The organism is Rhodococcus sp. P-2 (assembly GCF_016598535.1).
GTDB classification, from domain to species: Bacteria; Actinomycetota; Actinomycetes; order Mycobacteriales; family Mycobacteriaceae; genus Rhodococcus_F; species Rhodococcus_F baikonurensis.
This window is the reverse complement of record NZ_CP066779.1, coordinates 2,316,811-2,335,685: the sequence shown is the minus strand read 5'-3', so window position 1 is coordinate 2,335,685 and position 18,875 is coordinate 2,316,811. Positions and strand designations below refer to the sequence as shown.

17 protein-coding genes are annotated in these 18,875 nt (G+C 61.6%); 12 read left to right on the top strand and 5 right to left on the bottom strand.

Features of this window, described 5'->3' with window-relative positions; translation table 11 throughout:
• Positions 1-93 precede the first annotated feature (93 nt).
• The 6 genes from I7X09_RS11065 to I7X09_RS11040 all read left to right on the top strand — a co-directional run bounded on the left by I7X09_RS11065 (position 94) and on the right by I7X09_RS11040 (position 9,954).
• Positions 94-4,740 carry an NAD-glutamate dehydrogenase gene (locus tag I7X09_RS11065; RefSeq protein ID WP_234036880.1) on the top strand — a complete coding sequence of 1,549 codons (4,647 nt, stop codon included), beginning with the start codon at positions 94-96 and terminating at the stop codon, positions 4,738-4,740.
• Between the two features lie 109 nt (positions 4,741-4,849).
• Positions 4,850-5,605 (top strand): histidine utilization repressor, encoded by a 756-nt coding sequence (hutC, locus tag I7X09_RS11060; protein ID WP_024487384.1) that lies wholly within the window; start codon positions 4,850-4,852, stop codon positions 5,603-5,605.
• A gap of 217 nt (positions 5,606-5,822) precedes the next feature.
• Positions 5,823-7,217: a serine hydrolase domain-containing protein gene (locus I7X09_RS11055; protein ID WP_234036879.1), complete on the top strand. Its 1,395-nt coding sequence runs from the start codon at positions 5,823-5,825 to the stop codon at positions 7,215-7,217.
• A gap of 98 nt (positions 7,218-7,315) precedes the next feature.
• Entirely contained in the window at positions 7,316-8,395 is a 1,080-nt protein-coding gene (locus I7X09_RS11050; protein WP_200316784.1) for a dipeptidase, read from the top strand.
• Between the two features lie 32 nt (positions 8,396-8,427).
• Positions 8,428-9,363, top strand: a complete 936-nt coding sequence (locus I7X09_RS11045) for an alpha/beta fold hydrolase (RefSeq protein ID WP_200316783.1) — start codon at positions 8,428-8,430, stop codon at positions 9,361-9,363.
• Between the two features lie 84 nt (positions 9,364-9,447).
• Positions 9,448-9,954, top strand: coding sequence for a ClbS/DfsB family four-helix bundle protein (locus I7X09_RS11040; protein WP_095968453.1), 507 nt, complete (start codon positions 9,448-9,450; stop codon positions 9,952-9,954).
• On the opposite strand, the gene I7X09_RS11035 is transcribed toward I7X09_RS11040, so the two are convergent.
• The gene (locus tag I7X09_RS11035; protein WP_095968454.1) at positions 9,945-10,523 is read right to left on the bottom strand and encodes a GNAT family N-acetyltransferase; all 579 of its coding nucleotides are present in this window, start codon (positions 10,521-10,523) and stop codon (positions 9,945-9,947) included. The two genes, I7X09_RS11040 and I7X09_RS11035, sit on opposite strands and share 10 nt — an antisense overlap.
• Positions 10,524-10,737: 214 nt before the next feature.
• Between I7X09_RS11035 and I7X09_RS11030 the strand changes: the two genes are divergently transcribed.
• The gene (locus I7X09_RS11030; RefSeq protein WP_200316782.1) at positions 10,738-11,532 is read left to right on the top strand and encodes an SDR family NAD(P)-dependent oxidoreductase; all 795 of its coding nucleotides are present in this window, start codon (positions 10,738-10,740) and stop codon (positions 11,530-11,532) included.
• Position 11,533: 1 nt separating this feature from the next.
• Here the strand turns inward: I7X09_RS11030 and I7X09_RS11025 are convergent, their stop codons facing one another.
• The 4 genes from I7X09_RS11025 to I7X09_RS11010 are packed head-to-tail and all read right to left on the bottom strand — an operon-like array spanning position 11,534 to position 14,300.
• Positions 11,534-11,992 (bottom strand): nuclear transport factor 2 family protein, encoded by a 459-nt coding sequence (locus I7X09_RS11025; protein ID WP_124569620.1) that lies wholly within the window; start codon positions 11,990-11,992, stop codon positions 11,534-11,536.
• 51 nt (positions 11,993-12,043) lie between these two features.
• On the bottom strand, positions 12,044-12,832 hold the full coding sequence (locus tag I7X09_RS11020) for an SDR family NAD(P)-dependent oxidoreductase (protein WP_020909164.1): 789 nt from the start codon (positions 12,830-12,832) through the stop codon (positions 12,044-12,046).
• Positions 12,833-12,862: 30 nt separating this feature from the next.
• Complete coding sequence (locus tag I7X09_RS11015) at positions 12,863-13,159, bottom strand: hypothetical protein (RefSeq protein WP_095968457.1); 297 nt, start codon at positions 13,157-13,159, stop codon at positions 12,863-12,865.
• Positions 13,137-14,300 carry a Rieske 2Fe-2S domain-containing protein gene (locus I7X09_RS11010; protein WP_200316781.1) on the bottom strand — a complete coding sequence of 388 codons (1,164 nt, stop codon included), beginning with the start codon at positions 14,298-14,300 and terminating at the stop codon, positions 13,137-13,139. Before I7X09_RS11010 ends, I7X09_RS11015 begins: the two co-directional genes overlap by 23 nt.
• Before the next feature lie 237 nt (positions 14,301-14,537).
• Here I7X09_RS11010 and hsaA point away from each other — a divergent pair, with 237 nt between their 5' ends.
• From hsaA to I7X09_RS10985, 5 genes are all read left to right on the top strand, one after another.
• Positions 14,538-15,704, top strand: a complete 1,167-nt coding sequence (hsaA, locus tag I7X09_RS11005) for a 3-hydroxy-9,10-secoandrosta-1,3,5(10)-triene-9,17-dione monooxygenase oxygenase subunit (RefSeq protein WP_095968459.1) — start codon at positions 14,538-14,540, stop codon at positions 15,702-15,704.
• 38 nt (positions 15,705-15,742) lie between these two features.
• On the top strand, positions 15,743-17,035 hold the full coding sequence (locus I7X09_RS11000) for a glutamine synthetase family protein (protein WP_200316780.1): 1,293 nt from the start codon (positions 15,743-15,745) through the stop codon (positions 17,033-17,035).
• A 65-nt stretch (positions 17,036-17,100) separates the two neighbouring features.
• The gene (locus tag I7X09_RS10995; RefSeq protein WP_095968461.1) at positions 17,101-17,460 is read left to right on the top strand and encodes an ArsR/SmtB family transcription factor; all 360 of its coding nucleotides are present in this window, start codon (positions 17,101-17,103) and stop codon (positions 17,458-17,460) included.
• Positions 17,453-17,914: an SRPBCC family protein gene (locus I7X09_RS10990; RefSeq protein WP_200316779.1), complete on the top strand. Its 462-nt coding sequence runs from the start codon at positions 17,453-17,455 to the stop codon at positions 17,912-17,914. Before I7X09_RS10995 ends, I7X09_RS10990 begins: the two co-directional genes overlap by 8 nt.
• Before the next feature lie 82 nt (positions 17,915-17,996).
• Positions 17,997-18,875: an SMP-30/gluconolactonase/LRE family protein gene (locus tag I7X09_RS10985; RefSeq protein WP_200316778.1), complete on the top strand. Its 879-nt coding sequence runs from the start codon at positions 17,997-17,999 to the stop codon at positions 18,873-18,875.

Below are 18,875 nucleotides of genomic sequence, written 5' to 3'. Positions count from 1 at the left end.
GATCAACTTGTCTAAGCCTGTATAGACAAGTTGATCGCGGATCGAATCCTCTACCAGTCGGAAGCAGCGTGGCTTTCGGCGGAAGGTGCTGACATGAGCCTCGTTTCAGTCGACACGACACCGGACTCCGAGAATGTGAGGAGGGTGTCCAGTACGTATTTCGAGGGCTTGTCTGCGGATCGATACGCTGCGCTTGCCGAAGACCGCAAGCTTGCGATCGTCGCCGCGCACATGGACCTTTCGCGTCGGCGAGGACATAATTCGTCGATCTCGCGACTCGCGCCGGCCGGGGAGTTGGGTGATGGCCCGGCGATTCAATACGTCGGCGACGACATGCCGCAGCTCGTCGAAGCGGTCCTGGCGACGCTCGCCCGTGCTCGCATGGAACCGGAATTCGTGGTGCACCCTGTGCTTGGCACAGTCGTGCAACCGGCGCACAGCATCGAAGGTGCCCGGTTTGGTGAGCGCACCGAATCATGGATCCACATCGGGCTACCTGCACATTGTTCGGACGAGCAGGCTCAGGTGATCGCGGAGGACGTCGACGGAATCCTCGACCGAATCGCGCATGCCTTCCGCGATTCCTTACCCCTGCGGGATCTCGTCGACGAGGCGCGCGAGCAACTGGACTCGGATGGCTACGCAGAAGAGGCTGACTTCCTCCGGTGGTGCAGCGCCGGAAACTTCAGCGTAGTCGGCGGTGCGACGACAATCGACGGCGAGGAGACGAAGACTCTCGGCGTGCTCCCCGATCCAACCGGCTCCGCGGATTCGAAAGCGGCGCCCCTCTCGGTCGGGGTGGTGACTCTCGGGCAAGGGTTCGGTGGCTCCGCCTACGCCACCGAGATCGATGTGTCCGTCGGTGACCGTGCGTACCGGTTCATCGGGTCCTTGACCGCGACCGGCCTTGTCGCGGATGTTCGGCGAACCCCGCTCGTGCGCGGACGTGTCGCAGACATCTTCGATGCCTCCGGATCCACCGTCGATTCGTTTGTCGGACAATCGATGCTGGCAGTAATCCAGTCGATCCCGATCACAGTGCTGTTCGCAGCCGAGCCGGCCCGAATCGCGGACGCGCTGGACGAACTCACTTCCGTGGACGGCCGCACGTCGATCCATCTGTTCTTGCAACCGGTGGGATGTTCTCCTGCGGCTGGGCGGGATCAAGAGTTGTCGGCGTTGCTCTTCGTTCCGCGCGAGAAGTTCAGTACGACGATCAGAACAACGGCCGAGTCGGTACTCGCCGACGCGCTCGGTGCCCGCAATATCGAATTCTCCAGTCGAGTCTCGGAATCTGCCCTGGCCGTCGTGCATTTCACGGCCACAGTCGGCAGCGGCGCGAATTTCGCATCGGCGCGACAAGCGCGGGAGATTCGGGACCTCGTCGTCGACGCGTGCCTGACGTGGGACGAGCGATTCGTTCTGGATGCTTCGCACTACGACGAGCGGCGCAGGCGTGCTCGGTTCGCCGAGCGAGTTCCGGTGGCATACAAGCAGGATTTCGATGCCGTCCGCGCTGCCGAGGACATGGCGGTATTCGATGGCCTCGAACTCGGAGAGGTGAGCCCACGGTTGGCCCGATCTGTCGACGGACCCGGTACTCACCGACTCGGGCTGTACGTATCGGGTGACCCGCTCTCGCTGGGCGAGGTGCTGCCGGTATTGCAGAGCCTGGGTGTCGACGTGGTCGACGAGCGTCCGTACGAACTCGTCCCGGTGGGGTCGGAACAGGCCTGGATCTACGAGTTCACGCTCGACTATCCGAATGCTCCTGTCGACGGCTTCGACGACTTTGCCGCGCGCTTCGCTGCGACATTTGCCGCGGTTCGACGCGGCGACGCCGAGCCGGACTCGTTCAACGAATTGGTCGCGATCGCGGGACTCGGTTGGAAACAGGTTGTGGTGCTGCGGGCATACGCGGAGTTCCTGCAGCAAACAGGATTTCCGTACAGCAACAGTCGTGTCGCCGAGGTACTTGCCGATCATCCCGAGATCGCCGGCGGTCTGTGTGAATTGTTCGAGAGTCGTTTCGATCCTGACGCCGTCGACGGTGATCGGGGCGCACGCGCAGCAGCGGCGGTGGATACGGCCGTGGCACAAGTGCAAGGACTGGACGCTGATCGGATCTTGCGCGCGATGTCGGAACTGGTCTGTAACACGTTGCGTACCAACTACTTCGTCTACGGCACCGCATCGTTCGGCGCACTCTCGCTGAAGTTCGATTCGGAGCAGCTGTCCGTATTGCCTTTCCCTCGTCCGAAGTTCGAGATATTCGTGTACTCACCCGATGTCGCAGGTGTGCACCTTCGCTTCGGTACGGTCGCTCGCGGCGGCCTGCGCTGGTCGGATCGGAAAGAGGACTTCCGCACCGAGGTACTGGGACTGGTGAAGGCGCAGGCAGTCAAGAACGCGGTCATCGTGCCTGTCGGCGCGAAGGGCGGATTTGTCGTCAAACGCCCGCCGGTTCCGGGTCTGGGTGCAGACGCAGACCGGGAAGCTGCATTGGCGGCCGGAATCGATTGCTACCGATCCTTCATTCGCGGGCTACTTGACCTGACCGACAACGTCGACAAGCAGAGCGGCGCCGTTGTCGCAGCGCGACGGGTCGTTCGCCACGACGGAGACGACACATATCTTGTTGTCGCCGCGGACAAGGGCACTGCAAAGTTCTCCGACATCGCGAACGAAGTTGCTGCGGAGTACGGATTCTGGCTCGGCGACGCCTTCGCCTCCGGCGGATCGGTCGGCTACGACCACAAAGCCATGGGTATCACGGCGAAAGGCGCCTGGGAAAGTGTCAAGCGGCACTTCCGGGAGCTCGGCGTCGATACCCAGCACGACGATTTCACCGCGGTGGGGATCGGAGACATGAGCGGTGACGTCTTCGGTAACGGAATGTTGTGCAGCAATCACATTCGCCTGATCGCGGCGTTCGATCATCGGCACGTGTTCGTCGACCCGAACCCGGCAGCGCAGCGCTCGTACGACGAGCGATCACGTCTCTTCACGCTCCCACGATCGTCGTGGGCCGACTACGACCCGACCCTGATCAGTGCCGGCGGCGGAGTGTGGGAGCGCTCGGCGAAGCGCGTTCCGATCAGTGACGAGATGCGACAGGCACTGGGCCTCGAGGACGACGTCACCGAACTGACTCCACCGCAACTGGTTCGGGCGATTCTGCGGTCCCCGGCAGATCTGTTGTGGAACGGCGGCATCGGAACGTACGTCAAGGCCTCCGCCGAGTCCGATCTCGAAGTCGGCGACAAGAGCAACGATGCCGTTCGGGTGAACGGCAACGAAGTGCGTGCGCGAGTGATCGGCGAAGGAGGCAACCTCGGCCTCACCCAGGCCGGACGGATCGAGTACGCACGCGGCGGCGGGCGGATCAACACCGACGCCCTCGACAATTCGGCCGGAGTCGATTGCTCAGATCACGAGGTGAACATCAAGATCCTTCTCGACTCCCTGATCAGTTCAGGCGTCGTCGCGGACTCACATCGCGTTGCGCTACTCGAATCGCTGACCGATCAGGTCGCAGAACTCGTTCTTGCAGACAACCGTTCACAGAACGAGCTGATGGGCACCACGCGCGCGGATGCGGGGGCGATGATCGGTGTGCACGGCAGAGTGATTTCGAGCCTCGAGGCTCGCGGAATCGTCGACCGCGTCATCGAAGGGTTTCCGACCAAGAAACAGTTCGCTGCGGCCGAGAAGACGGGAACGGGACTGACGTCGCCGGAACTCGCCACATTGATGGCCCACGTCAAACTCGATCTGAAATCCACTCTGTTGGCGGGAAGCTCGATCGACAACCAGATCTACCGCAAGGCGCTGCTGAACTACTTTCCGGAGGGCGTTCGAGATGCAGGGGGCGATGCCCTCGACCGGCACCCCCTGCGGCGCGAGATCGTCGCGACGGTGCTGACGAACAACGTCATCGATCGGGGAGGCGTCACCTTTGTGTATCGGCTCGGTGAAGAGGTCGGCGCTGATCCGGAGGATGCAGTACGCGCCTTCACCGTGGTGTCCGAGGTATTCGGTCTGTGGGAGTTGTGGCGCGAGATCAGCGAAGCCTCGATCTCGACTGCTGTGTCCGACGAGTTGATCCTGCTCACCAGGCGACTGCTCGACCGCGCGTCACGGTGGATGCTGACGCGTCGGCCTCAACCGCTGGCCGTCGGGGCCGAGATCAGCCGGTTCGGTGATCGCATCGCCGAGGCATCGGCCGAACTCGATGGCTGGCTGGTAGGTGCAGATCAGCGGAACCTGGCTGCGCGAACTGTCCTCATCACGGACAAGGGCGCGCCGGAGAACCTGGTCAGGCGAGTGGAGATCCTGCTCGACCAGTTCGGGCTGCTGGACGTGGTGGAGATCGCGGACCTCGCCGATCGCACAATCGCGGAGACCGGCGAACTTTACTTCCGGCTGGGTGAACACGTTGGGCTCGTCCCGATGCTCAATCGAGTGTCGGCATTGAGCAAGGACGGAAAATGGAACGCGCTGGCCAGGTTGTCGTTGCGTGACGAGTTGTACTCGACGGTGCGGGCATTGACCCTCGACGTCCTGGCCGATGCGCAAGCAGGTGACTCGACAGCGGAAAAACTCTCCCGGTGGGAAGAGAGGAATGCGTCGAGAATCGAGAGGTCCACTCTCGCGCTCGCCGAGATCGAGGCATCCGGGCAGCACGATCTTGCTGCGCTTTCGGTTGCGACGAGCCAATTGCGGCGCATGGTGGGTTAGGTCCGGCGCGGACGCTCGCGGATGGATCGGAAAGGTGCACGAGGCGGATAGACTTCGGAGGCCGAACGGGAGAACCGACTCGGTGGTTTTCGACGAACGGGTGGTGGCGATGGCGATTGCCGAAGTGGACGCAGAACTCGCCGTGCTGTTCAACGAGGCAGGCGGCGAGTCCGCCCCTGCCTACGAACGGGTCAAGAACCTCGTGGTCTCGCAGATCAACTCGGGTCGGTGGACCGAAGGCGATCAGCTGCCTTCGGAAAACCAACTGGTGAGTGCGCTGGGATTGTCACGTATGACCATCAATCGAGCGCTTCGTGAACTCACCAGCGACGGTCTGATCGTGCGGATGATGGGGGTCGGTACTTTTGTCGCCGCCACCAAGACCGCGTCCCCGCTGTTCGAAGTCAAGAACATCGCCGACGAGATTCAGCGCCGCGGCCACCGTCATCGAACCGAGGTCGTCTTCGTTCGTGAGGAAGAAACCGACCACGGGCAGACGTTTCTTCGTGAATCGGTGGGCAAACGGGTGTTCCATTCGCTGATGGTGCACTTCGAGGACGAAACTCCGATTCAGGTGGAAGACCGATTCGTGAATCCGAACGAGGCGCCCGACTATCTGCGCCAGGACTTCACCGCGATCACCCCCAACAACTACTTGAGTGACGTTGCGCCTCTGGTTCGCGGCGAGCATGTCGTGGAAGCTGTGTTGGGGAGCCCGGACGAATGCGAGCTGCTCCGCATCGATCGAGGGGAACCGTGCCTACTGATTCGCCGCCGCACCTGGTCGGCCAACGGGTTGGTCAGCGCGGCGCGCTTGATCCATCCGGGTTCACGCAATCGCTTGGAAGGAACCTTCGAGCGCTGATCGTTTCGAATGGCGAGTCCTGAACACAGGCTCGTCCGATCGCACCATTTTCGGGTGCAACTTCGGTGCAATCGACCAGGACGTGACTGCGAGCACACTGAGATCATGGGTGGACGGCTATTGCTTCCGCAACCTCACTTCCCGACGAGTGAGACCTGAGCGGATCGCAGTAACGCCATCTACGCCACTGGCTTCCATGATCGAAGGAGTTCGACCTGTGACCGACTTGCCCAAGGACCTACTTGTCGCCCCGAAGTGGCAGGAACGCCTCGACGAACTGGCAGCCAAGCATTCGGTACCGGGCGCGCAGGTCGGTGTGATCGCGCTGGGCGAAGACGGCGCAGCGGATATCCGTGTCATCACCACCGGAGTGACGAGCCTGAACACGCGAGTCGACGTCGATGCCGACACCCTGTTCCAGTTCGGATCCGCGAGCAAGATCTGGACGACGACGCTGATCATGCAGCTCGTCGACGAGGGCAAGCTGACGCTGGACACCTTGGTGGTGGAGGTGCTTCCGGAGTTCACGATCGCGGATCCTTCCAACACGAAGGAAATCACGATTCGCCAGTTGCTCACGCACACAAGCGGTATCGACGGAGACCTGTTCAACGACACCGGTGACGGCGACGACTGCGTCGAGAAGTACGTCGACGAACTCGCGACCGCGATCAGCGTCACCGAGCCCGGCGGACATCTGAGTTACAGCAACGCGGGTTTCGCCGTGGCCGGCCGTATCGTCGAGGTTCTTCGTGAGATGACGTGGGACGAGGCGTTGGTCGAATACCTCTGGAAGCCAATCGGATTGACGCACATCATCACCAAGGCCAAGGACGCCCCTCTGTTCCGCACCGCCGTCGGCCACGTGGCCAACCCGGATCGGACGTCGCCGGACAAGGTGGTTCCGACCAAGCAGTGGCTGCTTCCGCGCGGTATCGGTCCGGCCGGCATCATCACCGGATCCGTCAGCTCTCTGCTGACATTCGGTGCTGCACACATGCGAGACGGCCTGGCTCTGACGGGTGAGCGCATTCTGTCCGAAGAGTCCGCGCGCCTGATGCGCACTCCGCAATTCGACCTGACCGCGGTCTCGAGCGTCGATCAGGCCTGGGGTCTCGGCTGGATCCTGTCCGACTGGGGCGGTGTGACGTCCGCGCAGCATGGCGGTGCGACGATCGGTCAGATCACTCGTTTTCACACCTTCCCCAAGCTCGGTCTCGCCATGGCCGTAGTCACCAACTCGCGTGGCGGCGGTGCCCTGGCCCACGACATCGAGAAGGAGATCGCGCAGGAGCTCGATCTTGTTCTGCCGGAGCCGAAGTCCGAGCCGAATGCAGAAGACATCGACCTGTCGCACATTCTCGGAACCTATGAATCGACAACCGTTCGCATCGAACTCACGCGTGGCGACGACGGCGGATTCCAGGTGCAGAACTTCGCCAAGATCGAGATCGACGGCGAGCCGCCCGCCCCGCCCACCAAGGTCGTGCCTCTGTCCGCTTCCCGGTTCTCGATCAGTAACGAGAGCGCTTCGGGTGAGATGGCTCATCTCACGATCGATGGCGAGGAATATCTGTACATGACCAGGCTTTTCAAGAAGATTTCCGACTAGTCGCGGCGAGATGATTCTCTCCGCTGAATGAAATCTCGGGCAGGTCGAGGGCGATGAGGGCCCTCGACCTGCCCGCACTACTTTCCCGAGGAAAACTCATGATGAAACCTCTCGCTCCTTTCCCGGACGTGAATCACCCAGCGGCACTGGATGCTTACGGCCTTGCACCGGTCATCGACGGCCACAACGATCTCGCATGGACAGCTCGCGAGACTGCCGACTACTCGGTGGAGAATCTCGAGAAGGATTCCATCTTCCAAACCGACATCGACAAACTCGGTCGCGGTGGCGTCGGTGCGCAGTTCTGGTCGGTTTACACCCCGTGTGACCGGACGGAGGCCGAGGCTGTTCAGTACACACTCGATCAGATCGACTTCGTGTACCGGTTGATCGAGCGGTACCCGGATACTTTCGAGTTCGCGCGTACAGGTGACGACGTGCGTCGCATCTGGAGCGAGGGCAAGGTTGCGTCATTGTTAGGCGCAGAGGGTGGTCACAGCATCGGCAGTTCGCTCGGCGTCCTGAGAATGATGGCGCGCCTTGGTCTTCGGTACATGACTCTGACGCACAACGACAACACCGGGTGGGCGGACTCCGCGACGGACACCCGAGTGCACGGCGGGCTGACCGACTTCGGTCGCGAGATCGTGCGCGAAATGAACCGGCTCGGCGTGCTCGTCGACCTGTCGCACGTCTCGGTGGAAACGATGAGAGATGCCGTCGAGACGTCGTCGGCACCGGTGATCTTCAGCCATTCGTCCTGCTCTCAGCTGTGCGGTCACCCCCGCAACGTTCCCGACGACGTCATGCGGCTGCTCGCGGCAAACGGCGGGGTCATCATGATCGCCTTTGTGCCTATGTTCCTTTCTGCCGAGTACAACGAGTGGTTCAAAGGCGGGCGGGTCGGCCCACGGCCGGCGATGACGGTGGACCATCTGGCCGATCATGTCGAGCATGCCCGAGACGTCGCGGGCATCGACCACATCGGTTTGGGTAGTGACTACGATGGATTCGACGACTTTCCGGACGGTATGCAGGACGTATCCGGTTTCGCGGTGTTGATAGACCGTCTGGCGGAACGCGGTTGGCCTGCGGAGGACTTGGCAAAGCTGATGGGCAACAACGTGTTGCGTGTGCTCGACGAGACCAGTGTGGCCTCGATGTCGAGCCTTTCCTAGCCGTATCGACGCCCGAAAAGATGAGGATGAGAATGAAGAAGATTCGTACCGTTGCACTGAAGGTTCTGGCTTCGGTGTCCGTAGTTCTGGTTGTGCTGGTATCGATAGCGCTCGTATTCGATGTCGGCTCCGCCAAGGCGAGCGTTCCGACCGGGGAAACCGGCAACCAGTTCGTGTCCGTAGACGGAAAGAACATGAGCTACTCGATCCGCGGCAACGGCGATCAGACCATCGTGCTGCTGCCCGGATTCGGAACGTCTGCTCCCATTCTCGACTTCAAATCGCTCATCAACGAGCTTGCCCCTGATTACCGCGTGGTCACGATCGAGCCCTTCGGCTACGGATACAGCGACGCAACCGACACGGACCGCACGGCTGAGAACATCGTCGAAGAGATACACGAGGCTGTGCAGGCCTTGGGGATCGACCAATACATCCTCATGGGTCACTCGATCACCGGTGTCTATGCACTGGACTACACAGCGAAGTACCGCGACGAGGTCACCGCGTTCGTGGGCATCGACAGCAGCGTCCCGGGGCAGCCGAACGTGGACACCAAGTTCCCGATCGAAGCCTTCCGCGTTGCAAAGAAATTGGGCTTCTCCGACGTTCTGGCGAAACTCGGTGGCAGCGAGGAAACCGATGCATACCTCGATGATGCCGAGAAGGCAGAGATGAGCAGACTGGTCGCGAAGAACAACTTCAGCGACACGTACCTCAACGAAATGGATCACCTCTCGAGCAACTTCGCCGCGGCGATCGGCAAGACCTTCCCGGCCGATCTTCCGATTCTGTTGTTCGCGGTACAGAATTCCAAGGTCCAGGGCTGGACAGAGCTGCACGAAGGACAGGCAGCATCGGTCGATCATGGTGAATTGGTCTTGCTCGACGGCGATCACTACCTGCACCACACCAAGTCGAAGGAGATCGCCGAGAACGTCAACAGGTTCATGGGAGAACTGAACTAACTTCGGTAGACGTTAGGTTGAACGCGGGGTCATCGGATTGCGATGGCTCCGCTTCTTCCATTTTGACGAAAGTTCGGAGGCATTGTGGCGCAGACCTTGTCACGCGAGGAACTGGCGAGTGAGCTGGACACGGCGTATTCGAAACTCGACGCGTTACTCGAGAGCGCCGCCGAGGCCGATGTTTTCGACGTCGTTGCCGTCGATGCGTGGTCGGTGCACGACGTACTCGCTGTGCGTGTCTGGTGGGCAGAGGCCGTCGTAGAGTGGATAGGTGCCGGATTGCGAGACCAGACTCCGCAGACGCCGGCGGCGGGTTACAAGTGGACGCAAACACCCGCGCTGAATCAGTCGGTGGTCGAGGCGAGTGCAGGCACCTCGGTTCGAGAGCTTCGGGATCGTTTGCGCGCGGCTGTCGCAGCGCTGCGTCGATACGTGGAAACTCTCGACGAGGATCAACTGCTGTCGGTCGGGGTTTTCTCGTGGACCAGGACCTGGCCGGTGTCGAGGTGGATCGCAGTCAACACGATCACCCAATACGCGTCCTTGTCGAAAATGATTCGGCGAGTGCTGAAGTCGAACAATCAGCCCTGAAGTCGATGCATCCGCCATACGTCTGGTCCGTCGGGGAGCGAGGCCTGGCCGACGATCGTGAAACCGAACCGTTGGTACAGCGGTAGATTTCGTTCGGTTGACGTATCGAGCCAGCAATCCTGTTCAGTTCGATCCAGCTCCGCCAAAGCATGTTTCAGTAGCGCAGAACCCAATCCGGTTCCGCGTGAGCGCAGCGTCGTACCGATCGTTGCCAACGACCATGCGTTGTCGGGGACGGGAAGCGCAGACAGTTGTTCGTCAGCCTGAAGAACGCGCTCGAACCGATCTCCGTGCAGTTCGACGATCTTCTCGACGGTCGCTTCATCTGGCTCCGGGGCGTCGGGCGGCAGGACTGCGATGACGCCGTTGCCGGAATCGTCGATGTAGGAACGCCCGAACGGTAGTGCCAGGTGTTCGAGGTAGATCCGTTGCAGAGCCGCGACGCGTTCCACGTGGGAGTCTTCGGCGACGCACCAGTTCGTCCAGGGGTAGTCGGCAAACGCCTCGCCGAGAACCTCGGCGGCACGGTCGAGGTCGTTGATGGACAGCGGTCGAACAGAATTCTGCATAGTGCCACTTCAGCACAGTCGATCCTGCCGTCGCCACTCGATTTCGGCGGTGTAGCAGGTGCGCGGGCCATGGTCACGTACTTGTGAGTTCATTCAAGAAAGTTGGACGCGGCTGTCGATCCTGCGTTCACTGGTAGTGATCGGGTAATCGCCCAGCTGTCAATTCCGGGCACGTGAGATCCGGGTATGGCGATTGTCCGCGAAGGGAACAGATATGAACAGGCTCGAAGGTAAGAAGGTAGTGATCACCGGCGCCGCCAGTGGAATCGGTCGTGCCGCAGCACAACTCATGGCGGCAGGAGGTGCCGCGGTGCTGGTTGCCGACCTCGATCCGGCGCGAGCAGAGGAAGCGGCGGTGGCGATTCGCGAGACCGGTGGCACTGCACTGGGTTTCGGCGTCGACGTCATGAACGAGGACTCCCTGGCCGCGATGATCGAAAAAGCGGTCGCCGAATTCGGCGGCATCAACGTCTTGTGCAATCACGTGGGCGGTAGCAATCCGCGCAAAGATCTCGACCTGCTCCGGATGGACCTGGACGAGTGGGATCGCGTGATGTCCCTCAACGTGCGCAGCACTGTCGTCGCTTCACGCCTTGCCATTCCGCACATGAACAGCAGCGGCGGAGGATCGATCGTCAACACGGCCTCGGTCGGTGGATTGATCGGAGACTCCCTGCAGTCGGCCTACGGGTCTGCCAAGGCAGCGGTCATCCGGTTGACTCAATACATCGCAGTTCAGTACGGAGCAAACGGTGTTCGGTGCAACGCCGTAGCGCCGGGTGCGATCATGACACCCGCACTCGTGGACAACATCCCTGCTGACGTCATCGAAGGCATGAAGCAGGCCAACGCCCTGCCTTACCTCGGCGAACCCGAAGACATCGCACACGCCATGGTCTACCTGGCGTCGGACGAATCTCGCTACATGACGGGGCAGACCCTGGTGGTCGACGGCGGACTCACCAGCAAGAGTCCGCTCGCGACCGGCCGTTCGTCGATGTTGAGCTGAATCAGCTCCGCCAACCGCTGGGGCCGGCGCCCAGAACCTCGATGGATCCCTGACTGGCGTGTGAATGCTTGGTGCGGTGCGTCATTCGCCACCTTCCGTCGATCCGCGCCCATGAGTCGTGGTAGTCGCCGAGGGTGAAGAAGTTCAGGTGAGCCTTGCTCCCGGTGCCCACATGCATGTCGCTGACATAGGAGCGGCTGGTGGCAATATCACCGACCACCTCGACCAGCACGTTACCGATCAGATGTTGGGTGGGACCGCACTCGTCGAGGAACGAGCGGATGGACGCCACTACCTCGGCGGGTCCGCGCAGAGTTCCGGTGCCCAATTCTGCCGTAGCGTCCGGCGTCATGATCCGGTGGAGTTCATCCCACTCTCGCGCATCCATGGCTCGGGCGAACTCGAAGATGGAGCGGGTGATCTCGCGTTCGTCGAGAAGGGTGGTGATGTCGACGCTCATGCTGTGCGCCTTTCTTAACGTCGGGGGGTTAATAAAGGCGCACAGCAGATGTCAGCGGTTCAGCAGCTTGCGCATCGCTTCGGCAGCGCCCTTGACCATCTTGTCTCGGGGGAAGCCGCTGCGCTTCTTGGCGCCTTCATAGTTTCCTGCAGCAACCCAGATCGGGCCGTCGGCAAGGTGTTCGAGACCTTCACGTGCAACATCTTCGGGCTCGGCGACGTTCATGCCCGGAATGTCGAAGTTCAATCCCGCGCGAATCATGGCCGGCGTGCGAGTGACACCGAGAATGAACTCGACGACATGAACGCCGTACGGCTGGAGTTCGAGCCACAGGCTTTCGGCGAAGATGCGACCGAAAGCTTTCGAGGCCGCGTAGATGCTCTGGTGCTCGGAGCCCATGAATCCGGCCAGCGAACCGAGCAGCATGATGCCGCCTCGTCCGCGATCCTTCATCAAGCCGCCGAAGTGGTGCGAGAGTTCGAGTTGCTTGTTGATGTTCAGCTCGATGACTCCGGCAAATCCGGTCAGATCACCGGTCACGAACTCGTGGCCGTAGCTGTTGGCGCCGGCGTTGAAGATGAGCAGGCCGACCTCGACGTCGTCGGTGACCGCCTTGATCTGATCGAGCGCATCGGGAACCAGCAGATCCAATGCGAGAGTGCGTACTTCGACGCCGTTGGCGCGTGCCTTGGCCGCGGTCTCCTCGAGCGGGCCCGGCTTGCGGGCGATGAGAACGAGGTTGATGCCGATCTTGCTGAGCTCGTCGGCGAACCCCGCGCCGACACCTTCGGAACCGCCGGCGATGACTGCCCACGGGCCGTAGTACTGAGGATCGATCATTACTACCTTCTTCGAAAGATGTTGGCTTGACTAGTGAAACGGAGCCGGTACGGGTTCGCTGTCGTCGACGATCGGCTTGGGCACCGGCTCGTCGTTGAGGATCTCGAGCTCGCCCGCTGTTGCAGCATTCACGATGGATGCGATCAAGGCGCCGCACTCCTTGCGAGGAGCACCGGGTCGCCCCTCTCGCTGCCCGAATTCACGGTCGTCGGCGATTTCGAGGCACTGGGCGCGGGCCTGGTCACTCCACTGAACGGTGGTGTGTTCCCAACTGTTCTTCTGGACCAGGACCTGCGCCTTGCACTCAGCGCACTGAAGAGGCTGCATCTTCGTCTGCCTTCTTCGCAGCGAGGTTGTCTTCGACTTCCTTCTGCCAGGCGGCGACGGGTCGCGCGGTGTCGAGTTCGAATTCGAAGCGCTCGGTCATCTCGGGAGCGATGTCCGCGACGTCGACGTAGAACTGTTCGTACCAGCGACGGAGCTGGTAGACCGGGCCGTCTTCTTCGCACAGGAGCGGATTCTCGATGCGAGTCTTGTTCTTCCAGATCTCGACGTCCTGCTCGAATCCCTTGGCGATGAACGTGCCGAACTTCGCGGCCATCGCGTCGGCGGCTTCGCCCTGGAAACGATCCGACTTCTTGACGATGATGCCGTACTGGAGCACGAACTTGTCCGCGCTTACCGGGTAGTGGCAGTTGATGAGCACGGACTCGACGTTGTAGTCCTCGTACTCGTAGGTCAGGTCGTCGACCATGAAGGAAGGACCGAAGTACGTCGCAACCGAGTTGCTTCCCACCATCTTCGGGGTGCCTGCCGCGTGGGGACGCATGTCCGAGCGAGCGACGCCGCGCATGTACTGCGTTGCAGCGTGGCCTTCGAAGACGTTCTTGAAGTACGTCGGGAACGAGTAGTGGACGTAGAAGAAGTGGGCCATGTCGACGATGTTGTCGACGATTTCACGGCAGTTCGTGTCGACGGTCGTGGTGTACCAGACCCAGTCGCTCCACTCGTCGCTGAGCGCGCCTTCGATGCGGGGGATGGCTACGTCGTCGGTCGGCGGGTTGCCCTCGGGGTCGTGCCAGATGAAGAGCATGCCGTCCTGGTCGAGCGTCTGCCATGCGCGCGTCTTGGCCAGCGGGGGAACGCGGCGTGCGTACGGAATCTTCTGGCACTTGCCGTTGCCGCCCCAGCGCCAATCGTGGAACGGACAGGCAATGGCGTCGCCCTTGATGGTGCCCTGGCTCAGGTCGCCACCCATGTGACGGCAGTACGCGTCGAGGATCTTGACGTTGCCTTCACTGTCGGCGAAGACGACGAGCTTGGTGCCGAACGCCTCGATGGAGTGCGGCTGGCCGTCCTTGAAGGACTCCGTGAGCCCAATGCAGTGCCATCCACGTGCAAAGCGAGTAGGCGCGGTTCCAGCTTGGATCTCGCGAACTTCGTCGTTGTCGGACTGATTGATCGTCACGATGAGTCCCGTCCTTTCCAGGGTCAGTGTCGACGCCCGACGCTAGGGGAGCGTGAATTGCCTCTGGGGCCTCGTCTCACTGGCCGGGACCAGCGGAGAGCGCGAGGATCCGGCGGCTCGTCCCGGCCTTCGGGACTTCCGATCACCGGAACGCGCGACCGACATATCGTGGCGAGGCAGCCGTTATGTCTATCTGCCGATCCGCTCCCTCACGGTTCGGTGCGAGGAGTGTCTCCCATGGTCAACAAGGTTCTGAGTACCGTCCGTGATCTGCTTCCGAAGATCGCGGCCCGTGCTCAGAAGGTCGACGATTCGCGCAAGATCTCCGAACGGACCATCCGGGAACTGTCCGAAGCCGGTGTCTTCTCCATGCTTGCGCCGAAGAGATACGGAGGCGCCGAGAGCGACCCGGTCCACTTCTACGAAGTCATCAGGGCCATCTCCGCTGCCTGTGGCTCGACCGGTTGGGTCGCCTCGGTGGTGGGAGTGCACCCGTGGCACCTGGCGCTTTTCGACGACCGAGCGCAGGACGACGTGTGGGGAGAGGATCAGACGACGCTCATCTCGTCCGCCTACGCACCGGTCGGACGACTGACGGCGGTGGACGGTGGCTACGAACTGTCGGGCCAGTGGGGTTTCTCCTCCGGCTGTGACCACGCAAGTTGGGCATTGCTGGGAGCGATGGTGGTCGGCGTGGACGGCCGTCCCGTCGACTTCATGACGGTGCTGGTGCCGCGCACCGATTACGAGATCCGCGACGTCTGGGACGTCGTGGGAATGAGAGGTACCGCGAGCAACGAGATCGTTGTCAAGAACGCGTTCGTTCCCGAGCACCGCTTGAAACGCAATTACGAAACCGCGCAACTGAGTGGGCCTGGCCAAGCGGTCAATCCTGGTCCGCTGTACAAACTTCCGTTCGGAAGCATCTTCACTTCGACGGTCGCTGCTCCGTGTGTGGGCATCGTCGCCGGTTGTTACGAGGGGTACCTGGACGTGATGCGTGAGCGCGTCCGTCTGAGCCTGGGTGGCGGACGGTTCAGTGAGGACCAGTTCGCTCAGGTCGCAGTCGCACGCGCGTCGTCGGAGATCGACGCTGCGATTCTGCAGATGGATCGCAACATCCGGGAGATGTACGAACTTGCGGTCGCCGGTCAGGAGCTACCACTCTCGATGAGGCTGCGTGCGCGTCGTGACCAGGTTCGCGCGACGGAACGCTCGGTGGAAGCGATCGACATGCTGTTCAAGACGGCAGGCGGCAACTCCCTCTCCCGCGGAAACCCGATCGAGCGTGCGTGGCGTGACGTTCATGCGGGCAGCGTTCACGTTGCCAACGAACCCGAGCGCGCGTTGGCGCTGTACGGCCGGGCGGCATTCGGGCTGCCGGTGGAGGACAACCTGATCTGACGGGTTGGCGCGCCACCGGGTGGGGTATTTGCCTTTGGATGAGGGAAGTTCCGGCTCTGACCATCGGCTCGATCGTCGACATGGCAGGTGTCGCTCGCGCGAAAGTGATGCCCGCGGCTCGAACCGGTGTCTTCGAGGAAGTCGGTGCGGGAGTCTCACCGAGTTGGAACGTCTTCTGTAGCGACGATCGGATTTCCTTCACCGATTCCTTCTCGGTCGTCGGTGATCTCCGATTGCGTATCGACCGATCCGACCTCCGCGATCTCGGCGGGGGTGTGTCGTGGGCGCCGGCCACGTTGCACGAGCAAGACGGTTCGACGGCCGCCGTGTGCACTCGTTCCGCACTTGCCGCGGTCGTGGCGCGGCTTGCTGCCGACGGACTGGACGCTCGGGTGGGCCACGAGATCGAGTTCACTCTTTTCGGTGATGCGTGTGGCGGTGAGTGGTCGGCCTACGGTCTGGGCGCAGTCCTCGGTCGCGAAGACTTCCTCAAGGACCTCCTGCGCAATGCCGAACGCGCACAACTGCATATCGAGCAAGTCCATGCCGAGTACGGAGTAGATCAATTCGAGATGTCGATCGCTCCGAGTGCTCCTGTTCAGGCCGCTGATCTGGTGGTCTTGGCTCGGATACTGATCAGCCGTACGGCCAGAGCTCACGGCTGGACGGCCTCGTTCTCGCCGATCCCTGCTATTGGTGGTGCGGGGAACGGTGCGCACCAACATTTTTCGTTGACCGCATATGGTAGGCCAATTTTCTCCGGTGGCAATCGGGAGCACGGAATGACGGATGCGGGGGCTTCCGCCTTGGGGGGAGTCCTCGCTCATCTGGCGGAATTCGCCGTTGTCTTTGCGTCCTCTCCACTTTCGGGTATCAGGCTGCGGCCGGACAATTGGTCGGGCGCCTACGTCTGTTGGGGGCTCGAGAACCGGGAAGCCGCACTGAGGTTCTGCGCAGAGTCGCCGTCGAATCCACACGGCGCCAACGCCGAACTGAAACTCGTCGATCCGTCGGCCAATCCGTACCTGGCCACCGCTGCGATACTGGGTCTTTTGCATATCGGTATCGACAATTCCGCGCAATTGCCTCCGGAAATGGTGGTGAACCCGTCGACTCTCACAGAGGCGGAACGTGATGAGCGCGGGGTGACCCGAGTCCCCACCGACGTCGGCGCGCTCGTGCAGAATTTCAGCTGTTCCTCGGCGGCGAAGAAAATCTTCGGGGAATCGATCGTCGAAGCATTGGTGTCAGTGAAGGGAGCTGAGCGGGAGACGTTCTCCCAGATGGACGAGGCGACAATCGTCGAGCGGCTTCGGTACACCTGGAGTTGAAAGGGTTGACGGCCACGATCCCGAGTTCTATGTTTAAGTTATTCCTTAATTAAGGAGTTGCTTACATGGATGGGCGAAGTGGCCGGCTCGATGCAGTGTTCAGCGCACTGGCCGACCCGACGAGGCGTGAAATGCTCTCTCGCCTGACGGATGGTTCGATGACCGTCGGTGAGCTGGCCGAGCCGTTCGAAATGAGTAGACCCGCCATCTCGCAGCATCTCAAGGTGCTCGAGCGAGCCGGTCTCATCGAACGAACCGCCACCGCGCAATGGCGCACATGCACCCTTCGCGCAGAGGGTCTCGACGACGCGAGCGCCTGGGTCGACGAACACCGGCGCGGTTGGAACGAACGCTTCGATCTTCTCGACGAGCGTCTACGTGAGCTGAAACAACGTCGACCGAAGAAGGAGAAGGACAATGAGTGACCAGAATGCCGATGCCACTGCAGAATTCACCATCACCCGGATCTTCGACGCGCCGCGCGACCTTGTCTGGCAAGCGTGGACCGATCCCGACGAGGCGGCGCGTTGGTGGCACCCTGAGGGTGTCAGCAGCCCTCGGGAGCACGTCACGATCGATCCCAGAGTTGGCGGAACGTACCGCTACCTGATGATCAACGACGAGAATGGTGCCGAGTTCCCCACCGGCGGAACCTATCTCGAGGTCGACGAGCCGAAGAAACTGGTCTTCACCTGGGGGAATCCAGGAGATTCGGTGGATACTGCGCCGCGAATCACGGTCACGCTCGCAGATCGGGGCGACAAGACCGAGATGACATTCCATCTGGTCGGGGTCCCGGGTTTCAAGGGCGACGGCAACGTCTACGACGGGTGGGAATCCGCGTTCGACGTGCTGGACCAGGTGTACCGCGGCGAGTAGTCGGGAATCGGACACCGCCACCGGGGCACCGATGATTGAATGGAGTGAATACACCATTCAATCACCGACGTGGGAGAGCCTGATGGCACCAGAGGTTGCGGTAGTTCTCGAGGGTTATACCTACTTCGAATGCCCACGCTGGCACGAAAACCGGGTTTGGGTGTCGGACTTCTATACCTACCAGGTGATTTCGGCCCGCGAGGACGGGACCGACATACGCGTGGAGGCGGAGGTTCCAGGGCAACCGTCGGGGCTGGGGTGGCTTCCGGACGGCAGATTGCTGGTGGTCTCCATGCGGGACCAGAAGATTCTGCGGCGAGAATCCGACGGCGAGTTGGTGGTGCACGCGGACTTGTCCGAGTACGTCAGTGCCAACGTCAACGACATGCTGGTCGATGCGCAGGGACGAGCGTACGTAGGCAACTTCGGGTTCGACCTGATGAACCTGGCTCCCGTCGAGACGGCAGATCTCCTGCGCGTCGACCCGGACGGATCGGTACACGTCGTGGCGCGAGATCTCCACTTCCCCAACGGTATGGCTCTGACGTCGACCGGAGATCTGCTCGTGGACGAAACGCTGGGCAATCGAATCAGTGCGTTTGCGGTTCAGGCCGACGGCTCCCTGAGCGAACGCCGTGATTGGGTGTCGTTCGGGCCGGTACCTGGTGGACCCGAGATGGAGACCACTCTCGCTCAGATCGTCGTTGCGCCCGACGGATGTTGCATCGACGGAGACGATTCGATGTGGGTGGCCGACGCACTCGGAAGTCGTGTTCTTCATGTGAGCGCCGGCAAGATAATCGATGAAATTGCCTTCGACAGCGGTGTCTTCGCGTGCGGGCTCGGCGGCTCCGACGGACGTACGCTGTTCGTCTGCGCCGCACCGGACTTCAACGAGCACGCTCGTAAGGTCGCCAACGAAGGAAAGCTGTTGTCGATTCGCCTGGAGCCGTTGGGCTGA